Here is an 18434-nt window from a genome sequence, read left to right on the forward strand (position 1 = left end):
TTGTGACCAGGCCACCCGCCAAGCCGAGACGCTCTTCAAATGGTCCATGTGATAGCTCGCCTCTTGCAGGCCTGTCTGGTCATGCTTTGCGTCGCTCTGGTCGGATTCCTGGTGTTCCAGTTCGTCGGCGATCCGGTGCTGGCGCTTGTCGGACAGGAAACCTCGATCGCGGANCGCGTTGCAGGGTGATTTGGGGATCTCGTACAGCTTCAACCGAGACGTCTCCGAGATGATCGCCGAACGTCTGCCCGCGACGATCGAGCTTGTATTGCTGTCCGGTCTTCTCGCGCTGGTGATCGCGATTCCCGCGGGCATCTACACGGGCATCAACCGCAAGGGCGGCTGGGCGCAGGCCCTGATGGCCCTGTCCGTCATCGGTGTCTCGATTCCCTCCTTCCTGCTCGGCATCCTGATGATCCTCGTCTTTTCGGTGTGGCTCAACTGGCTCCCGTCTTTCGGCCGCGGCGATGTGGCAGGGGCTTTTGGCTTCCGGTCAAGCCTCTTCACGCTCGATGGCTTGAGTCACGCCTTGATGCCCGCCGCCGTGCTGTGCCTGTTCCAGATGGGCGTCATCCTGCGGCTGGTCCGCGCGGAGATGCTGGAGGTTCTGCGCACCGACTATATCCGCTTTGCATGGGCTCGCGGTTTGCCGGCGCGTTCCGTGTATCTGCATCACGCACTCAAGAACACGCTGGTCCCGGTGATAACGGCTATCGGTCTGCAACTGAGTGCTCTGTTCGCCTTCTCGATCATCACCGAGCGCGTCTTCCAGTGGCCCGGAATGGGATCGCTGCTGCTGCATGCGATCGAACAAAGCGACATCCCGCTTTTGGCCGCCTACCTCATCTTCGTCGGGCTGGTCTTCACCGTTTCCAACCTTGTCGTCGATGCCCTTTATGCGCTGATCGATCCGCGCATTCGGCATGGAGGCGGTTGAGCCATGCTGAACAGGATAAAGTCGGACTTCTGGTACGAACTGCTGTCGTCTCCGGTTACCGTCATCTCGGCCTTGACCATCATCGTTCTGGTTCTGGCCTGCGCATTTGCCCCCTGGATCGCGCCGCACACGCCGTTTGATCCGAGCACGATCTCGATCCTCGACAACAATCTGCCACCGGCCTGGGAAGATGGCTCCGACCCTCGATTTGTTCTGGGGACCGACATGCAGGGACGCGACGTGCTCTCGGCGATGCTCTATGGCGGCCGGATTTCGTTGCTGGTGGGGCTGGGGGCGGTCGCCCTGTCCACCCTGATCGGCCTGGTCGTCGGGCTGCTTGCCGGCTTTTTCGGTGGCATCACGGACACGGTGCTCATGCGGGTCGCCGAGGTCCAGTTCGCGTTTCCGCCAATCCTGATCGCACTGCTGTTGAACGGTATCCTGAAGACCGCGCTTCCTGCGGATGTGTTCGCCACGGCCGCCGTGCCCATCATGATTCTGGCGATCGGCCTGGCGGGATGGGTGCAGTTCGCGCGGATCGTGCGTGCCTCGACGATGGTTCAGCGCGACCAGGATTACGTCACGGCTTGTCACGCGATCGGACTGCCGAACCATACGGTCATCTTGCGCCACATCCTGCCGAACGTGCTGGGGCCCGTTCTCGTGCTGGCCATGTTGCAGATCGCCGTGGCTATCGTAACCGAGGCAACCCTGTCCTTTCTCGGCCTGGGCACACCCCTGACCGAACCGTCCCTTGGGGCGCTCATCCAGGCCGGCAGCCAGTTCCTGTTCTCCGGCATCTGGTGGGTGGTCATCTTTCCCGGCCTCATGCTGCTGGCGATGGTGATCGCCTTCAATCTCGTGGCCGACTGGTTTCGCGACTATCTCAATCCGAGGCTGCGATGACCGCTCCCCTGCTCAGCATAGAAGCGCTCTGCGTCGGATTTCCGCACCGCCTCGGCGATTTCGTCGCCGTGGACGGCTTCACCATGGACCTGAACAAGGGAGAAATCGTTGGCCTGATCGGAGAGAGCGGCGCCGGCAAGTCGACGGTCGGAAACGCCGTGATCGGCCTTCTCAGCCATCCGGGCCGGATCACCGCGGGGCGCATCGTTCTACAAGACCAGGACCTCGCCGCACTTTCTGCCAAACAGATGGAGGTTCTGCGGGGTCGCCGCATCGGCATGATCTTTCAGGATCCGATGACATCGCTCAATCCGCTGATGACCGTTGGGGCGCAGTTGGCGGAATCGATTTCGATCCTGCAGAACAAGTCCCTGTCAGAAGCCCGCATCGAGGCCGCCAAGCGCCTCGGGGATGTCGGCATCCCGGACGCCGATACCCGGATGCACCAGTATCCGCACGAGTTTTCGGGCGGGATGCGCCAGCGAGTCGTGATCGCGCTGGCGCTTGCAGGCGATCCGGATCTGCTGATTGCCGACGAGCCGACGACAGCGCTCGATGTATCTGTGCAAAAGCAGGTGCTCGACCTGATCCGGAGCATCTGCAGGCAACGCCAGCTTGGCGTGATCCTTGTAACGCACGACATGGGCGTCATCGCCGAAACCGCAGACCGGGTCTGCGTGATGCGCCACGGAAAATTGGTGGAAACGGGCGTGACGGCCGATGTCCTGGGCAGCCCCAAGGCGGAGTACACCAAGCAGCTGATAGCGGCGATTCCCAGTATCACCGAACGCGAGGAGCGGTTCCGCAACCCCGCCAGGCGCACCGGAGAGATCGACGCCTGGCTGCTGCAGGCGCATGACCGCGAGGAAAATGGCGCCTTCCTCAGGAGTTCGGCGCTGGTGAAGGAGTTTCCCGCCAAGGGGGCTTCATTCAGGATCCGGCCTCCGGCATTCCGGGCCGTTGACGTCCCCCCGCTCGAGATCGCACGGGGCGAGGTTCTGGGGCTGGTTGGTGAGAGCGGTTCGGGCAAGTCCACGCTCGGACGGCTCTTGACGGGGCTGCTGCCCATCACCGAAGGGGCGGTGACCTACACCGACCATGGCGACATTTCAGCCCTGCGCCAAGCCGCGCAGCGCAAGAGGTTCCGGCGCGATGTCCAGGTTGTCTTCCAGGACCCCTATTCTTCTCTGAACAGCCGACTCCGCGTGGATCATATCCTGTCCGAGCCGATCAGGTTCCACGGGCTCGCAAGCCGGGCGCAGACACCAAGGCTCGTCGGCGCCCTTCTTGAACGGGTGGGATTGAAGGCGGCAGACGGCCGGAAGTACCCGCATCAATTCTCGGGCGGTCAGCGCCAGAGGATCTGCATCGCGCGTGCGCTCGCCGTGCGTCCACGGTTCCTTCTATGTGACGAGCCGACATCGGCGCTCGATGTCTCGATCCAGGCGGAAATGCTGGCTCTGCTCATGGAGCTCAGACGCAGTCTGGGGCTGACGATGCTCTTCGTCAGCCACGACCTTGCCGTCGTGCGCCAGGTCTCGGATCGCGTCGCGGTCATGCAGCGCGGCAAGATCGTTGAACTGCGCGAGTCCGAAGCGCTTTTTGATGCGCCTGAGCACGAATACACCAGGCATTTGTTGAACACCGCCCCGCGCGTTCAGATCGAAACGAGGAATTTGGAGGAAGCGCTCTGATGTCGCAACCAGTCGGTCTGATCGGTCTCGGTGCCATGGGCGGCAGCATGGCGGCACGGCTGCTGGAAACGGGGCACGAAGTCGTCGGGTACGACGCTCTGCCAGAAGCGCGAGAACGGGCGGCGCGCGTCGGAGCGGTCATTGCCGATCATCCAGCGGCGGTGGCCAAGGCAGTCGATGTGCTGATCCTGTCGCTGCCCAAGGCGCAGTTCGTCGATGACGTGATGTCGGATGTGGGGCCGCATCTGTGCAAGGGGGCGGTCGTGCTGGACACGACAACCTCCGAGCCGGAAACCAGCCGAGCTCACGAGACGAAAGGGGCCGCGCACGGTTATGCGTTTCTCGACGCGCCCGTCAGCGGCGGGCCTGCGGCCGCCCGGTCCGGCGCCATGACCATGATCGTTGGCGGCGATGGCGCAGCGCTGGAAAAGGCGAAGCCGGTGCTGAAGGATTTGACGTCAAAGCTCTTGCACATTGGTCCGTCGGGTGCGGGCAACGTCGCCAAAATTGCCAACAACCTGCTGTGCGCCGCCAATCTGGCTCTGGTCAGCGAGATGGTGCATCTGGCCGCACGCGCCGAGGTTTCGGCCGCAGACCTGCTGGCGGGCGTCAATGCCGGCTCCGGGCGAAGCGGCGTCAGTGAGGTGAATTTTCCACGCTGGATTTTGAACGGCAGCTACGATTCGGGCTTCACCATGGGGCTGATGCGTAAGGATATCGGCCTGGCGCGCGATCTGGCGGACAAATTCGGCCTCGATCTGCCTGCGATGAAAGCCATCGCCGACATTTGGGAAGAAAGCCGCGACAGGCTCAGCGACAGCGCCGATTTCAACGAGATTTTCAAGTACGAGAAAAGCCATGACTGATCGTGCCGCCATGTTTCAGACGCTGTGCGAGGAACTCGGGCTTGGCCAACGACCCCAAAGCATTGTCGGCGGAGAGCTTGTGGATGGGGTAGGGGCGATGATCACCTTGCAAGATCCGTTCAGCCTGTCGACTCTCGCCGTCTATGCGGATTGCGCCGGCGCAATCGCAAACCGCGCTTGCGATTGCGCGGAAACCGCGCAACGCACTTGGATTGGCGATTTCACGCCGGCTGCACGCGGCAACGTCATGCAGAGCGTTGCCTCTGCAATCGAGGCGCGGACCGAGACCCTGGCAAAGCTCGAGGCTCTTGTGGCGGGCAAGCCAATTCGCGACTGCCGGATCGAGGTGGCCAAAGTCGTTGAGATGTTCCGCTATTATGCCGGCTGGGCAGACAAGCTGCACGGCGAGGTCATTCCGGTTCCGTCGGGTCACCTCAACTACACCCTGCGAGAGGCGATTGGCGTCGTCTTTCAGATCACCCCCTGGAACGCGCCGATCTTTACGGCCGGCTGGCAGATCGCCCCGGCGATTGCCTGCGGCAATGGCGTGGTGATCAAACCGAGCGAGTTGACGCCCGTCACAACCATCGCTCTGGTCAGGCTTGCCGAAGAGGCGGGGTTGCCGAAGGGCCTGGTCAATGTCCTTGCCGGTCTCGGTCCGACGGCAGGTGCAGCTGCGATTGCCCACAAGGCGGTCGGCAAAGTTGTCTTCGTCGGTTCGCCCGCCACGGGTCGGCGGGTGGCCGAAGCAGCGGGCGCAGCGCTGAAGCCTGTCGTTCTTGAGCTTGGCGGAAAGTCCGCCAACATCGTGTTTGACGATGCCAATCTCCAACATGCGGCGTTGGGCGCGCAGGCAGCCATCTTTTCCAGCGCCGGACAAAGCTGCGTGGCCGGCTCACGATTGCTGGTCCACAAGGATATCCACAGCCGGCTGGTAGACATGATCGCGTCCGGCATGAACGACATCACGTTGGGCGATCCGCTGGATGATGCGACCGAAATCGGTCCGATCAGCAACGCCCGCCAGTACGAGTTCGTCGGTGCCATGATTGCAGACGCAAGACAGGGTGGCGCAACCGTACGCACCCGATCGACGCGACCGCAGAGCGGCTTTTTCGTCCCGCCCACCGTGCTTGATGGATTGAGCCATCAGGCAAAAGCCGCGCAGACCGAGATCTTCGGACCCGTCGTGACGGCAATTCCGTTTGCGAACGAGGCCGAGGCCATCGAGATTGCCAATTCCACGGAGTTCGGCCTGGCAGGCGCCGTCTGGACGTCCGACGTGGGACGGGCGCATCGCGTATCGCAAGCGGTGCGCGCGGGTACGTTCTGGATCAACAGCTACAAGGCCATTCATGTTTCATCGCCGTTCGGCGGATCGCGCGAGTCCGGGTTTGGCCGTTCCAGCGGGACCGACGCGCTGATGGAATACACCAGTCCGAAGAGCATCTGGCTCGACAGCGGCGAAATACCGAAAATCGCCTTTGGTTATGTTTCGTGACGCAAGCGAACGCGCGGACAACGGCGAACCCGATCGACCACGTGGGCTCTGTTCCGGCGGACGCCGGCTTTTTCACCTCGCGACATCCGGTCTGGACAGGCTGGCGCAGAAACCTGCACCGATATCCGGAGCTGGCCTACCAGGAGCACAGGACGTCCGAATTCGTCGCCCAACGGCTGACAGACATGGGGATCGCGGTGCAGCGCGGATATGCAGGCACGGGTCTGGTCGGGGTTTTGAAGACGGGCGAGGGTCCCAACATCGGATTGCGGGCCGACATGGACGCCTTGCCGATTGTCGAGGAGGGTCGGCAGGATTACAGATCCGTCAATGATGGCGTGATGCATGCATGCGGGCACGATGGGCATACAACCATGCTGCTGGCGGCCGCAGAGTATCTTGCGCGCACCAGACGATTCCAGGGCACCGCCACGTTCATTTTCCAGCCGGCCGAGGAATGCGAGGCCGGCGCGCGACGGATGATCGAGGACGGCCTCTTTGCCGATCATCCGGTGGACGAAGTCTTTGCCCTGCACAACTGGCCCGGTCTCGCCGCCGGGGAGGTTTCGGTCCGCGCCGGTCCCCAGATGGCGGGTTTTGACACGTTTGACATCACGATCACAGGGCGCGGCAGTCACGCGGCAATGCCCCAGGAAGGCACCGATGCCGTCGTCGCGTCCGGACAGCTGATCGGTGCGCTTCAATCGATTGTCTCACGTTCGCTTGATCCGCAATCGGCCGCCGTTCTGAGCATCACGCAAGTCCACGCGGGAGATGCATACAACGTCATTCCCCAAGCCGTTCGACTGGCCGGCTGTACGCGTTTCTTCGACACCGCGGTGAAGAACCGGTTGAAAACGCGCATGAGGCAGATCTGCACCGGAATCGAAGTGCAGCATGGTGTCTCGGTCTCGCTCGACTACAAACCGGTCTATCCGCCGACCATCAATCATCTGCGAAGCCAGCAGATGGCGGCGGACGTGGCAAGAACGATTGTCGGCGACACGCTCGTTCACGACGATCAGAACCCGTCGATGGCGTCGGAGGACTTCGCCTTCATGCTGGAGCGAGTGGCGGGCGCCTATCTCTGGTTTGGCAACGGCCCGGTCGCAAGTTTCGGTGCGCTGCACACGCCGACCTATGACTTCAATGACGCCATCCTGCCCACCGGCGCGCGGATTCTGGCGGCCTTGGTCGAAACGGACAGGCGATGATGCGTCCGGACAATCGCCGAGGGTGGAGCGTTCTGTTGTGAGATCGAACCGTTCCGCCGGGCAGGTTTGGTTCGATCTCTCGACAGAACGCTCCAAGCGGCTTCGATGCTTCAGGGCAGACCGCCTGAGTGTCCAATTCGACCGTCAGCGGCAGTCGATGACCGGTGATGCGTGATCGCATCGCATCCGTGGGCGGAAAGCAGCGGGCGGCACCTGCCGCCCGCCGGTCGTGGGCTGGCGATCAGCTTTCCGGCGTCAGGCAGTCCTTGAACGACGTCGTCATGTTGCGGATCAGCTCGAAATAGAGGTCCGGGCCCTTTTCCAGTTCCGCACCGAGCGGGTCGAGCACACCGGACTTCGCCGCTGTTCCCTCGATCACCGTCGAGACCAGTTGCGGCTCGAACTGCGGCTCCGAGAACACGCAGGCGGCGCCGGCGTCCCGGACGGTCTCGCGCAGCTCTGCGATGCGTTCCGCGCCCGGCATCACCTCGGGCGACACCGTGATCGAGCCGGCGGCTTCCAGGCCGAAACGGTTTTCGAAATAGTGGTACCCGTCGTGGAAGACGATGAAGCCCCGGCCCGAAAGCCCGGCAAGTTCGGTCTCCACGTCGGCGATCAGCGCATCGAGCCTGGCTTCAAGCGCCCCGGCATTGGCCTCATAGGTTGCGGCATTGGCCGGATCGGCTTCGACAAGCGCTTGCCGGATCTCGTGGACAAGCGCCTTGGCGTTCATCGGATCGAGCCAGATATGGGGGTCGGCGCCATCATGGCCGTGCCCATGGTCGTGATCGTGCCCGGCTTCTGCGGTCTCCTTGTCGTGATCATGATCGTGGTCGTGTCCATGGTCGTGGGCCTGCTCGTCATCGTCCCCATGATCGTGCGTGTCAAAGGCGCCGCCCTCACGGAACTCCAGCTTGACCAGATCGTGGGCATCCATCAGCTCCACGATCGTCGCATCCGCCGCGACGCTTTCAAGCGCGCCTTCCAGGAAGGCTTCCAGCTCTTGGCCGACCCAGAAGACGACGCCGGCGGACTGCAGCATCGTCGCTTCGGAAGGGCGCATCGCGTAGGTGTGCGGGGAGCCGGCACCCTGAACGATCAGGCCCGGCTTACCGACGCCTTCCATGACCCCGGCCACAAGCGAATGGATCGGCTTGATCGAGGCGACCACATTGATCTCGGCCTGGGCGGCGACGGCCGACGCGGTCAGCAATGTCGAGGCCAGAAGGGTTGATTTCGCAAGGCGCATATTGTTCTCCCTGTTTGCACCGGTGTGGCGAGGGCGGTCCCTCACAACGTGATTGCGTAATGATATAACGTGTGCGATACCGTCGCAACCGGTTTTGCACCGATTGCCGCGACCATGCGAGCTTGATATCTCGAACCGATGTTGAAACGACCCGACCCACTTGTGACGCTCGATGGCGCGGGCATCTGCCGCGACGGCCGGTGGCTGGTGCGCGGGGTCAGCTGCACGGTCGACCCCGGAGAAATCGTCACGCTGATCGGCCCCAACGGATCGGGCAAGTCGACGACGGCGAAGATGGCGCTCGGCATATTGAAGCCCGACGAGGGCTCGGCGAAACGCCGCGACGGTCTGCGGATCGCCTATGTGCCGCAATCGCTGGCCATCGACTGGACGCTGCCCCTGGCTGTCGACCGCTTCCTTCGGCTGACCGGCCCGATCGGCAAGGCCGAGGCTGCCGATGCGCTGGCGGCCACCGGGGTCCGCCATCTGGCCCGTGCCGAGGTGCGCACCCTGTCCGGCGGCGAATTCCAGCGCGTGCTTCTGGCTCGCGCCATTGCGCGCAAGCCCGATCTTCTGGTGCTGGACGAACCGGTTCAGGGCGTCGATTTCACCGGTGAGATCGCGCTCTACGAACTGATCAAGTCCATCCGGGACCGGCTCAATTGCGGCGTCCTGCTGATCTCCCATGACCTGCACGTCGTCATGGCGGCGACGGACCGCGTGATCTGTCTTAACGGCCATGTGTGCTGTTCGGGCACGCCGACGGCCGTCGCATCGAGCGCGGAATACAAGGCGTTGTTCGGCGCCCGCGCGGCTTCGACGCTGGCCGTCTATGAGCACAGTCACGACCACACGCACCTGCCGGACGGGCGCGTGCAGCATGCCGACGGCACGATCACGAACCATTGTCACCCCGGCGACGGACACCATCCCGGCCCAGACGCGCTCCACAACAAGGGTGATGGCGATGTTCGATGATTTCTTCATGCGCGCGCTCATCGCCGGCATCGGCGTCGCTCTGGTCGCCGGTCCGCTGGGCTGTTTCATTGTCTGGCGCCGGCTGGCCTATTTCGGCGACACGCTGTCCCACGCGGCCCTTCTGGGCGTCGCGCTGGCATTCCTGTTCGAGGTGAACATCACCGCCGCGGTCTTTGCGGTGTCGGCCTGCGTGTCGATCGCCCTTTTGCTGCTCCAGCGCGGCGCGACACTGTCCGCCGATGCCCTTCTCGGTCTTTTGGCGCACGCGTCGCTGGCGCTCGGCATGGTCGTTCTGGCCTTCCTGACCTGGGTGCGTTTCGATCTGATGGGGCTTTTGTTCGGCGATATACTGGCCGTCTCCAAATCGGATCTGGCCACCATCTGGCTCGGCGGCGCGGTGGTTCTCGGCATTCTCGCCGCCATCTGGCGTCCGCTGTTCGCGGCGACCGTCAACAGCGAACTCGCCGAGGCCGAGGGCATGAACCCAGCCCGCGCCAATATCATCTTCATGCTGTTGATGGCCGCTGTGATCGCGATCGCCATGAAGATCGTTGGCGTGCTTTTGATCACGGCCATGCTGATCATTCCGGCCGCAACCGCCCGCCGCTTCGCCGCCGGGCCCGAGCAGATGGCTGTTCTCGCCGCGCTCATCGGCGCAGCGTCGGTCGTCGCCGGCCTTTTCGGATCGCTCGAATGGGACACGCCGTCCGGCCCGAGCATCGTCGTGGCGTCACTGGGCTTCTTCCTGCTGTCGCTTGTTCCGACCGGGCGGCGTTTGACCCGTGGACGTGATCGTCCGGCGACCGAGCCGCGCCACGGTGCGAAAGGATAATCGGGATGCAGCACGGCCATGCTTCCGACGCCCTGACGAAGAATCAGGCCCTTGTGATGGGCGCCCTGTCCGAGGCGGGCGGCCCGCTGAGCGCCTACACGATCCTGGACCGGTTGCGCGATGACGGTCTTCGTGCGCCGCTGCAGGTCTATCGCGCGCTGGACAAGCTGGTCGAGTTCGGGCTCGTCCACCGGCTGGAAAGCCTCAATGCGTTCGTGGCGTGCCGCCACCCGGGATGCGACGGCCACCAATTCACGGCCTTCATGATATGCGATGATTGCGGAAGCGTGATCGAGATCGCCGACAATGCGCTGGCCGGGCGCCTGAAAGGGTTGGCCCAGGACGCCGACTTCGTTCTGGAGAAGTCGACGGTCGAACTGCGCGGCCTGTGCGCGGGATGCCGTCCGGCATAGGGTTTACCGTTCCTGTCCGTCGCCACACCGCGAAGGAGGAAGACTACAGCCGCCGCAGCAGCCCCAGAACGAAGACCGCGCCCAGGGCGGTCGTGACAATGCCGATCGGCAGTTCCTGCGGCATCAACAGGGTGCGCGCGGCGATGTCGCTGGCGAGCAGCAGACAGGCGCCGATAATCGCCGACATGATGATCAGCCCTTTGTGCATCGGGCCCACGAACCCGCGTGCGAGGTGTGGAACCATCAGGCCCACAAATCCGATCACGCCGGTGATCGAGACGAAGGCGGCGGTCGCAAAGGCGCAGACGAGAAAGGTGATCCGGCGCATCGCGTCGACGTTCACGCCCAACGTCCTGGCCGTGTCGTCGCCGGCGAGCAGCGCGTCGAGCCGGCGATAGCTGACCTGCGCGAAGACGAAGATCACGACCGCGCCGGCAAGCGCGATGGGGAGCAGATCCCAGCGGGCGAGACCCAGCCCGCCGAGCGTCCAGAACAGGACCGAATGCGCTGCCCGCTGATCGCCGGCAAAGACGAGATAGTTGGTCACCGCCATGAACAGGAACGATACCGCCAGACCGGCGAGGATCAGCCGTGCCGGTCCCTGATCGCGCAGACGCGCGACCAGAACCAGTACGATGGCCGAGGCGAGCATGCCGCCGACAAAGGCGGCGATGGGCAGAGTCCATATGCCAAGCACATCGCCTGTCACGGTGATGACGAGCACGGCGCCGGCCGCGGCGCCCGAGGAAAGGCCGAACAGGAACGGATCGGCGAGATCGTTTCGCGTCACGGTTTGCAGGAGGCAGCCAACCACGCCAAGCCCTGCCCCGACCATGACCGCAAGCAGCGCGCGAGGCAGCCTGAGATCGACGACGATCCGGTCGATCGGCGTCGGGCCGGCCTCGCCATAGGCCCCGGTGAGCGAGCGTGACAGCGCCTCAACAACGACACTGGCCGGAATCGGCGTGGAGCCGACCGCAATGGCGACCACGACCAGAGCTGCAAGCAGCCCCAGTGCCGGCAGGAGCCACGCCGTTGATTGCTGCATCGCCTAGGACGCGCCGCCCTGGATCGCCTTGGCGATCTTCCCGATCGCGTCGATGTTCGCCGGTCCCGGGGTGAGTTCCTCATAGCGCAGGGTCACGTAGCGCTCGTTCTTCACCGCATCGGTCTGCGACATGACGGGGTGCGCTTTCAGGAATGCCAGGAGGCCCTCGGCGCCATCGCCGCCCTGATAGTCGAGAAGGATGAGAAATTCGGGATTGGCGGCCGCAACGGCCTCCCAGGATGTGCGTCCCCAGCTTGTCTCCATGTCGCCGGTCACGTTGGTGCCTCCAGCCGCCTCGATCATGGCGGTGGTGATGGCGTATTTGCCTGCCGTGAAGGGCTGATCTTCGCCGGAATCATAAAGAAACACGCGCGTGGCTTCGCCTTCCGGCACCGATTGCCGGATGGCTTCGAGCTTGGATGTCCAGTCATCGACAAGGGCCTTTGCCTCGGCTTCCTTGCCGAACACTTTGCCAAGGCGCAGCGTGTCGTCAAACAGAAGGTCCATCGATGCCGCGGGCCGATCCTGGTCCAGGTGAATGCAGCTTTCCGTCAGAACCAGCGTCTTGATGCCCTGCGCTTCCAGTGTTTCCGGCGTCACTTCGCCGCCCGGGCGCATGCCATAATACCAGCCGGCGAAGAAGAGGTCGGGCTCGGCGGCGACAAGGTTCTCCATGGTCGGATATTTGGGTGCGAGTTCGGGAATGTCGCCCCGACGCTCGTCGAACTCGGCGCTTGTCTTGTACCAGCCCGAGATGCCGGTCACGCCGACCATGCGGTCCTGCAGGCCCAGTGCGAACGCCATGTCGGCCATGTTGATGTCGTGAACGACCATGCGCCCGGGCGCCGCCTCGAAGGTGACGAGCGTGCCGCAACTGTCAACGGTGACCGGGAACGCCATGGCGGGCGAGGCCAGCGCGGCCAACAGAAGGGTGGTGAGCAATCGTTTCATCGGAACGTCTCCATCTTTCAGCATGGCGTCGTGGAGTGTGTCGTCGGCATTGGAAGCCGGATATCCAGCGTCGGCAGATGGTAATCGTGTTCGGGGTGTTTGAGCCGGTGCATGTCGACCCCGAACACGTCGCGGACATTGGCGGTCGACAGCGTCTCGCCCGGAGGCCCGAAGGCGCGCAGGCGCCCATCGGCGAGGATTGCGACCTTGTCGGCAAAGGCATCGATCAGGGTGAGATCGTGAAGCGCGGCGACGATCGGAACGCCCATCGATGCGACGATGGCAAGCTGTTCGCCGCGAGCCAGGGGGTCGAGATGATTGGTCGGTTCGTCCAGGACCAGAAGCGACGGCTTTTGACACATGGCGCGCGCAATCCTGGCCCGCTGCCGCTCGCCGCCCGAAAGCTGGTCGAGCCGCCTTTCGGCAAGGTCGCCAAGCCCGACCGTTTCGCAGGCCCGGCGGGCCTCGTCCCGCCCTGTGCCGCCGGCGAACAGCCGCGCATGGGGCAAAAGGCCGAGCGCGACATAGTCGGCAACGCTCAGCCGCCCGTCGGCTTCGTCGGACTGGCCGACATAGGCGATGCGCCGTGCCCGCTCGGCAAAGCTCATCGCCGATATGGACTTGCCATCGATCATGATCGTGCCCGTGCCGGGCGATGCAAGGCCGGCGATCATCCGGACGAGCGTGGTCTTGCCGGCGCCGTTCGGGCCAACCAGAGCGACGCACTCGCCGGCGCCGACGGAAAAGCTGATGGCTGAGACCAGCGCGTCGGCGGGGCTTCGTCCGCTCGGCCAGTAGCCGACATCGCGTAGGTCGAGAGCGGCGGTCTGGCGGGTCATTGGACCGATACGCCCGCTTCGGCCACCAGGAGCGCGGCGGGAATCCGTGCCAGCGTCTTGCCGGACAGGCCCGGCGGCCGCGATGTGGACGAGCACCAGCCATCGTCGAGCGATGCATACTGGCGGGCAAACGCGACCAGATCGTCAATGTTCGCGTCGGCGTCGATGTCGCCGAACAGATAGGTGGCCTTGTGCGAACCGAAATAGGCAACCGTGCAGGGCCGGTCGCAGCCGGCCATGCAGACCGTCCCCGAGATTGCGAAGTCCGCGCCGATGGCATCGCCGGCAAGGGTCATGGCCTTCCGAAGGCGCGCGATCAGCTCAATGCCGGGCCGGCACTGGTCGTCGGGCTCACCTCTCTTGTGACGGCACGAAACGCATACGGTTATCTTGTGGTTGGATCGATCGACCATCCGCTGCTCCGCGGGGCGGAGGGCAAAGACCGTGATGTGCGGCGCAAGGCGCCAGATCGTCTCATCATGTGTCTCTCCTCCGGACATCCCCGTCCGGTTCGAGTGAAATGATGATGGCAGGTCTCCTGACTTGCGGTTCCTCGCTTCCCCGCGCCTTCCCGGACGGACGATGCCGGCCAGTGGCATTGGTGGGGGTCGCTCTCCGCTCACAGTTGCGGGGGCAGTCACGGTTTTGGCGCCCTTGAGGCTCCTCCTCACCGTGTTCCCTTTTCATCCCGCGGACGCGCTCGGCCCGCAAGAACCATCGCGTCCACGCTAGTCCGGTTGCCGGCCGGCTTCAACTCCGAAATTGTCCGAACGCTCGATGTGCACATGCAGCGATACCGGCTGCCATGACCGTTATCGATGTTTGGGGCGACTTGCGCCTCGATGCTGCCCGCCATGGCGGGCGGGACCGGGCAATGATAAGCGTCTGCCAGGGCCACCCGGCCAAGACCATGTTCAATTGAAGGAAGCCTGCATGTCGTATGTCTTCGAACCGGCGCCGGTCCCGACAATCGCGGTGGCTGACAGCGACGATCTGGTCCCCGTGCGCCGCATCTTCTGCGTCGGCCGCAACTATGCCGCCCACGCGCGCGAAATGGGCCGTGATCCCGATCGCGAGCCGCCCTTCTTCTTCACCAAGCCGGCCGATGCGGTCGTCATGGACGGCGAGACGGTGGCCTATCCGCCGGAAACCGAAAACTTGCATCATGAAGCCGAACTGGTGATCGTCGTCGGCACCGGCGGGCGCGACATCGCCGAAGCCGACGCCCTGTCCCATGTCTGGGGCTATGCGGCGGGCAACGATCTGACCCGCCGCGACCTGCAATCGGCGGCACGTGAACTGGGCCGTCCGTGGGACATGGGCAAGGCGTTCGACCGCTCGGCGGTGATCGGGCCGGCCCATCCGGCCTCGAGGGCCGGCCATCCGGACAAGGGCTTCATCCGGTTGACGGTCAATGGCGAGACCCGGCAGGATGCCGACCTGTCCGAAATGATCTGGTCGGTGCCGGAAGTCGTCTCGATCCTGTCGCACTCGATTGCCCTGCGGCCCGGAGACCTGATCATGACCGGCACGCCCGCCGGTGTCGGCCCTCTGGCCGCAGGCGATGTCTGCGTGGTCTCCATCGAGGGGCTCGGCGAAATCACGACCACGATCGGACCGCGCGGATAAGCCAATGACCCTCAAACTGCACAATTATTTTCGCTCATCCACATCGACCCGGCTGCGCGCGGCGCTCAATCTCAAGGGCGTGGACTATGACTATGTCTCCTACGCCCTGCGCGCCAAGGAGAACTATTCGCCGCGCTTTCTGGCCCTCAACCCGCAGGGCCTCGTGCCGGCGCTCGAACGCGACGACGGTACGGTGCTGACCCAGTCGCTGGCGATCATCGAATGGCTCGATGAAACGCATCCCGGGCCGGCGCTGCTGCCTCCCGATGCGGACGGGCGTGCGCGCGTGCGCGCGCTCTCCTACATGATCGCCTGCGAGGTGCATCCGCTCAACAATCTGCGTGTCCTCAACCATCTCGCCGACCGTTTCGGCGCCGATGAGGCCGGTCAGAAAGCCTGGTTCACCCATTGGGTGACGACCACGTTCGAACCGCTGGAGGCGATGCTCGCGGGCGATCCGGCGACCGGTCCGCTCTGCCATGGCGACACGCCGGGCATGGCGGACATCTGCCTTTACGCGCAGGTCTGGAACAACAGGCGTTTTGCGATCGACACCGCCCGGTGGCCGACGATCTCCGCGATCTTCGAGCGGCTTGACGCAATCGATGCTTTCCGCAAAGCCGCGCCGCCCAACCAGCCCGACGCCGCGTGACCGCGACCGACCCGGACCCGCCCGGGGGAATGCCATGAGCCGGCGCGCAATGCACGACGCTGGCGCTCAGTTCGCCGGCGCCTTGTCGTAGAGCGCCTCGATCTCGGTGCCGTAGAAATCGTAGATCTTGGCGCGGCGCACCTTCATGGTCGCGGTGACCTCGCCATCGTCATGATCGAGTTCCTTGGGCAAAAGCCAGACCTTCTTGACCTGCTCGACGCGCGCCAGAAGCTGGTTCTGCTTGTCGACTTCGCGGTCGATCAGCGCCTTGACGTCAGCGTTTTCAGCCAGCGAACGGAACGTTGTGTAAGCGATGCCTTTCGATTCAGCCCACAGGCGCACCGTGTCCATGTCGAGCTGGATCAGCGCGACGGCATAGGGCCGCCGGTCGGCGATGACGATGCATTCCTTGATGAAGGGTGAGGCCTTCATCGTGTTCTCGATCAGCGACGGCGCCAAGTTCTTGCCCGCCGCGTTGATCATGATGTCCTTCTTGCGGTCGACGATGGAGATCGAGCCGTCGGGCGCGGCTTCCGCGACATCGCCCGTGTGCAGCCAGCCATCGGTGATGGTCTCCGACGTTGCCTCGGGATTGTTGTAATAGCCCTTGAAGACGAGGCCCGACTTGACCAGCAGTTCGCCATCGTCGGCGATCTGCCATTGCACCTCCGGCAGGAAGAAGCCGACGCGGCCTTCGCTGCCGCCCCAGTCGGGCTGGACGCTGGCCGCGCCGGTGGTTTCCGTCATGCCCCAGATCTCGCGCACATTGACGCCGATGCCGCGCAGGAAATGCACGAGATCGACCGAGATGGGCGCTGCCGCGGTGATCGCGAAACGGCAGCGGCTGAGGCCGAGATAGCTGCGGATGTGGCGGTAGACGAGCACGTCCCAGAAGGCGTTCTCCAGGCGCTGGGCCAACGACCAGTCGCGGCGCGGCGTGTCGCCGCGCTTTTTCGCCGAGGCCAGCGCCGCCATCGTGAGCGCCCGGCGGACCCGGCCGGACGTGTTGGCCTGGACCATCACGCCCGCCTGCATCTTCTCCCAGATGCGCGGCACGCCGAAAAAGATCTGCGGGGCGACATCGCGCAGATCGAGCGTGATCGTGCGCAGGGATTCGCCGAAATTCATGACGAACTGGCCGGTAAGCGCGTTGATCACCGTCATGTTTTGCTCGGCGATGTGGCACAGCGGCAGATAGCTCAAAATGTTGGTGCCCGGCGAGAAGCCGGCAAAGATCTTGGCCGCCTGCGTGCTGGCCACATAAAGGTTGCTGTGGCTGATCTCGGCCGCCTTGGGCAGGCCCGTCGAGCCGGACGTGAAGACCATCATGGCGGTCTGGTCGGGCCGGATCGACGCCTTGCGGGCATCGATCTCGGCGCCATGGTCGGCGATCGAGGCATGGCCGGCTTCCAGAAGCGCGTCGAAGCTGATCAGGCCCAGTTCGGTCTCGTGCTGCGTGCCCTTGGGTTCGAAGATGACGAGCTTGCGCAGTCTTGGCAGCTTGCCGCGCAGTTCGATGATCTTGTCGAGCTGTTCCTGATCCTCGATGAACAGGATCTCGGTGTCCGACGCGTTGACCAGATGTTCGATCTCGGCGGCGGGGCTCGTCGGATACATGCCGACGACGGTACCGCCTGCGGCGTTGATGCCCAATTGCGCCAGCACCCATTCGCGGCGGTTCTCAGACAGGATGCCGACATGGGTGCTGTTGCCGACACCCAGATCGATCAGCGCCGCGGCCATGGCGTGCATCGTCGTTTCAAGGCCGGCCCATGTCATCTCGTTCCAGATGCCGTGGCGTTTCTGGCGCATGGCGACGGCGTCCGCGTGGGACCGGGCATGTTCGGACACGATGGCAACCAGCGGCCGGAAGCCCTTGTCGGCGAATGTGGAGACGTCGTAGCGCATCGCTTCGTCCTCAGCTCAGCCAGCGTTTGCGGCGCTTGTAATGTTTGACTTCGCGAAAGCTCTGGCGCCCGGTGCCCCGCTCGGCAACGCCCAGATAGAAGCTGCGAATGTCGGGGTCTTCCTTCAGCTTGGCGACCGGGCCCTCGAGCACGATCTGCCCGCTTTCCATGATGTAGCCATAGTCGGCGACCTGGAAGGCGACGCCGGCATTCTGTTCGACCAGCAGGATCGATGCGCCGTCCTCTTCATTGAGTCGCTTGATGGTCGAAAAGATCTCCTCGACGATCTTCGGCGCAAGCCCAAGCGAGGGTTCGTCCATCAGGATCAGGCGCGGCTGGGCGATCATCGCGCGCCCGAATGCCAGCATCTGCTGTTCGCCGCCGGACAGATAGCCGGCGATCTGGCCGCGCCGCTCACGCAGCCGCGGGAAGAAGTCGTAAACCTTGTCATAGTCGGGCTTCCGGCTCGACCCGTCCAGCGCGTAGGAGGCGGCGATCAGATTGTCGTCGACGGTCATCTCGGTGAAGATGTGCCGCCCCTCCCGGACGTGGAACATGCCGCGCTGGACGAGCTTGTCAGGCGGCACGCCCTTTGTGGGCTGGCCGCGAAAGATGATGCGTCCGTCGCCGATCTGGCCGTTTTCGAGTTGCAACAGGTTCGAGGCCGCCTTCAGCGTCGTCGTCTTGCCGGCGCCATTGGTGCCCAGAAGCGTCACGATCTTGCCCTCGGGCACCTCGAGCGACAGGCCCCGCAGGGCCTGCAGCGTGTGGTGATAGGTGACCTCGATGTTCTCGATGGTGAGCATGAACGCGCAGCC

General features: G+C 64.0%; 17 protein-coding genes, 1 pseudogene and 1 riboswitch. Of the genes and pseudogenes, 11 read left to right on the forward strand and 7 right to left on the reverse strand.

Features of this window, described 5'->3' with window-relative positions:
• The first annotated feature begins 39 nt into the window (after positions 1-39).
• The 6 genes and pseudogenes from DEM25_RS08335 to DEM25_RS08360 all read left to right on the forward strand — a co-directional run bounded on the left by DEM25_RS08335 (position 40) and on the right by DEM25_RS08360 (position 7118).
• Positions 40-937 (forward strand): annotated as a pseudogene (locus DEM25_RS08335) (ABC transporter permease).
• A 3-nt stretch (positions 938-940) separates the two neighbouring features.
• Entirely contained in the window at positions 941-1843 is a 903-nt protein-coding gene (locus DEM25_RS08340) for an ABC transporter permease (protein ID WP_109765335.1), read from the forward strand.
• Positions 1840-3537 (forward strand): dipeptide ABC transporter ATP-binding protein, encoded by a 1698-nt coding sequence (locus tag DEM25_RS08345; protein ID WP_109765333.1) that lies wholly within the window; start codon positions 1840-1842, stop codon positions 3535-3537. Before DEM25_RS08340 ends, DEM25_RS08345 begins: the two co-directional genes overlap by 4 nt.
• A complete protein-coding gene (locus DEM25_RS08350) occupies positions 3537-4403 on the forward strand; it encodes an NAD(P)-dependent oxidoreductase (RefSeq protein WP_196780305.1) in 867 nt (288 codons plus the stop codon). The genes DEM25_RS08345 and DEM25_RS08350 overlap by 1 nt, the downstream gene beginning before the upstream one ends.
• Positions 4396-5904 (forward strand): aldehyde dehydrogenase family protein, encoded by a 1509-nt coding sequence (locus DEM25_RS08355; RefSeq protein WP_109765330.1) that lies wholly within the window; start codon positions 4396-4398, stop codon positions 5902-5904. Before DEM25_RS08350 ends, DEM25_RS08355 begins: the two co-directional genes overlap by 8 nt.
• Positions 5905-5945: 41 nt before the next feature.
• Entirely contained in the window at positions 5946-7118 is a 1173-nt protein-coding gene (locus DEM25_RS08360) for a M20 aminoacylase family protein (RefSeq protein WP_109765762.1), read from the forward strand.
• 241 nt (positions 7119-7359) lie between these two features.
• On the opposite strand, the gene DEM25_RS08365 is transcribed toward DEM25_RS08360, so the two are convergent.
• Positions 7360-8367 (reverse strand): zinc ABC transporter substrate-binding protein, encoded by a 1008-nt coding sequence (locus DEM25_RS08365; RefSeq protein WP_109765328.1) that lies wholly within the window; start codon positions 8365-8367, stop codon positions 7360-7362.
• A 138-nt stretch (positions 8368-8505) separates the two neighbouring features.
• On the opposite strand from DEM25_RS08365, the gene DEM25_RS08370 reads away from it, so the two are divergent.
• The 3 genes from DEM25_RS08370 to DEM25_RS08380 are packed head-to-tail and all read left to right on the forward strand — an operon-like array spanning position 8506 to position 10590.
• Positions 8506-9345, forward strand: coding sequence for an ATP-binding cassette domain-containing protein (locus tag DEM25_RS08370; RefSeq protein WP_109765326.1), 840 nt, complete (start codon positions 8506-8508; stop codon positions 9343-9345).
• Positions 9335-10177 (forward strand): metal ABC transporter permease, encoded by an 843-nt coding sequence (locus DEM25_RS08375; RefSeq protein ID WP_109765761.1) that lies wholly within the window; start codon positions 9335-9337, stop codon positions 10175-10177. The genes DEM25_RS08370 and DEM25_RS08375 overlap by 11 nt, the downstream gene beginning before the upstream one ends.
• Before the next feature lie 5 nt (positions 10178-10182).
• Complete coding sequence (locus DEM25_RS08380) at positions 10183-10590, forward strand: Fur family transcriptional regulator (RefSeq protein WP_109765324.1); 408 nt, start codon at positions 10183-10185, stop codon at positions 10588-10590.
• Positions 10591-10633: 43 nt separating this feature from the next.
• Here DEM25_RS08380 and DEM25_RS08385 read toward each other — a convergent pair whose 3' ends face one another.
• Genes DEM25_RS08385 through DEM25_RS08400 form a run of 4 tightly spaced genes read right to left on the reverse strand, consistent with a single transcriptional unit; the run spans position 10634 to position 13928 of the window.
• Positions 10634-11638, reverse strand: coding sequence for a FecCD family ABC transporter permease (locus DEM25_RS08385; protein WP_109765322.1), 1005 nt, complete (start codon positions 11636-11638; stop codon positions 10634-10636).
• Between the two features lie 3 nt (positions 11639-11641).
• The gene (locus DEM25_RS08390; RefSeq protein WP_109765320.1) at positions 11642-12589 is read right to left on the reverse strand and encodes an ABC transporter substrate-binding protein; all 948 of its coding nucleotides are present in this window, start codon (positions 12587-12589) and stop codon (positions 11642-11644) included.
• 17 nt (positions 12590-12606) lie between these two features.
• Entirely contained in the window at positions 12607-13428 is an 822-nt protein-coding gene (locus tag DEM25_RS08395) for an ABC transporter ATP-binding protein (RefSeq protein WP_109765318.1), read from the reverse strand.
• Positions 13425-13928, reverse strand: coding sequence for a DUF1636 family protein (locus DEM25_RS08400; protein ID WP_342633466.1), 504 nt, complete (start codon positions 13926-13928; stop codon positions 13425-13427). The genes DEM25_RS08395 and DEM25_RS08400 overlap by 4 nt, the downstream gene beginning before the upstream one ends.
• 11 nt (positions 13929-13939) lie before the next feature.
• Positions 13940-14162: riboswitch (cobalamin riboswitch) on the reverse strand.
• 199 nt (positions 14163-14361) lie between these two features.
• Between DEM25_RS08400 and DEM25_RS08405 the strand changes: the two genes are divergently transcribed.
• Both DEM25_RS08405 and maiA read left to right on the forward strand, forming a co-directional pair.
• The gene (locus DEM25_RS08405; RefSeq protein WP_109765759.1) at positions 14362-15057 is read left to right on the forward strand and encodes a fumarylacetoacetate hydrolase family protein; all 696 of its coding nucleotides are present in this window, start codon (positions 14362-14364) and stop codon (positions 15055-15057) included.
• Between the two features lie 4 nt (positions 15058-15061).
• A complete protein-coding gene (maiA, locus tag DEM25_RS08410; protein ID WP_109765316.1) occupies positions 15062-15709 on the forward strand; it encodes a maleylacetoacetate isomerase in 648 nt (215 codons plus the stop codon).
• 66 nt (positions 15710-15775) lie between these two features.
• On the opposite strand, the gene DEM25_RS08415 is transcribed toward maiA, so the two are convergent.
• Positions 15776-17617: an AMP-dependent synthetase/ligase gene (locus tag DEM25_RS08415; protein ID WP_109765314.1), complete on the reverse strand. Its 1842-nt coding sequence runs from the start codon at positions 17615-17617 to the stop codon at positions 15776-15778.
• A 10-nt stretch (positions 17618-17627) separates the two neighbouring features.
• The gene (locus tag DEM25_RS08420) at positions 17628-18422 is read right to left on the reverse strand and encodes an ABC transporter ATP-binding protein (RefSeq protein WP_109765312.1); all 795 of its coding nucleotides are present in this window, start codon (positions 18420-18422) and stop codon (positions 17628-17630) included.
• Between the last annotated feature and the right edge of the window lie 12 nt (positions 18423-18434).

The sequence above is a fragment of the Oceaniradius stylonematis genome (genome assembly GCF_003149475.2).
In the GTDB taxonomy this organism is placed as follows: Bacteria; Pseudomonadota; Alphaproteobacteria; order Rhizobiales; family Rhizobiaceae; genus Roseitalea; species Roseitalea stylonematis.

Excerpts from the sequence above, each read along its gene's own strand:
- DEM25_RS08340 (WP_109765335.1), top strand. The coding sequence starts at position 941 with ATGCTGAACAGGATAAAGTCGGACTTCTGGTACGAACTGCTGTCGTCT.
- DEM25_RS08345 (WP_109765333.1), top strand. The coding sequence starts at position 1,840 with ATGACCGCTCCCCTGCTCAGCATAGAAGCGCTCTGCGTCGGATTTCCG.
- DEM25_RS08350 (WP_196780305.1), top strand. The coding sequence starts at position 3,537 with ATGTCGCAACCAGTCGGTCTGATCGGTCTCGGTGCCATGGGCGGCAGC.
- DEM25_RS08355 (WP_109765330.1), top strand. The coding sequence starts at position 4,396 with ATGACTGATCGTGCCGCCATGTTTCAGACGCTGTGCGAGGAACTCGGG.
- DEM25_RS08365 (WP_109765328.1), bottom strand. The coding sequence starts at position 8,367 with ATGCGCCTTGCGAAATCAACCCTTCTGGCCTCGACATTGCTGACCGCG.
- DEM25_RS08370 (WP_109765326.1), top strand. The coding sequence starts at position 8,506 with ATGTTGAAACGACCCGACCCACTTGTGACGCTCGATGGCGCGGGCATC.
- DEM25_RS08375 (WP_109765761.1), top strand. The coding sequence starts at position 9,335 with ATGTTCGATGATTTCTTCATGCGCGCGCTCATCGCCGGCATCGGCGTC.
- DEM25_RS08380 (WP_109765324.1), top strand. The coding sequence starts at position 10,183 with ATGCAGCACGGCCATGCTTCCGACGCCCTGACGAAGAATCAGGCCCTT.
- DEM25_RS08385 (WP_109765322.1), bottom strand. The coding sequence starts at position 11,638 with ATGCAGCAATCAACGGCGTGGCTCCTGCCGGCACTGGGGCTGCTTGCA.
- DEM25_RS08390 (WP_109765320.1), bottom strand. The coding sequence starts at position 12,589 with ATGAAACGATTGCTCACCACCCTTCTGTTGGCCGCGCTGGCCTCGCCC.
- DEM25_RS08395 (WP_109765318.1), bottom strand. The coding sequence starts at position 13,428 with ATGACCCGCCAGACCGCCGCTCTCGACCTACGCGATGTCGGCTACTGG.
- DEM25_RS08400 (WP_342633466.1), bottom strand. The coding sequence starts at position 13,928 with ATGTCCGGAGGAGAGACACATGATGAGACGATCTGGCGCCTTGCGCCG.
- DEM25_RS08405 (WP_109765759.1), top strand. The coding sequence starts at position 14,362 with ATGTCGTATGTCTTCGAACCGGCGCCGGTCCCGACAATCGCGGTGGCT.
- maiA (WP_109765316.1), top strand. The coding sequence starts at position 15,062 with ATGACCCTCAAACTGCACAATTATTTTCGCTCATCCACATCGACCCGG.
- DEM25_RS08415 (WP_109765314.1), bottom strand. The coding sequence starts at position 17,617 with ATGCGCTACGACGTCTCCACATTCGCCGACAAGGGCTTCCGGCCGCTG.
- DEM25_RS08420 (WP_109765312.1), bottom strand. The coding sequence starts at position 18,422 with ATGCTCACCATCGAGAACATCGAGGTCACCTATCACCACACGCTGCAG.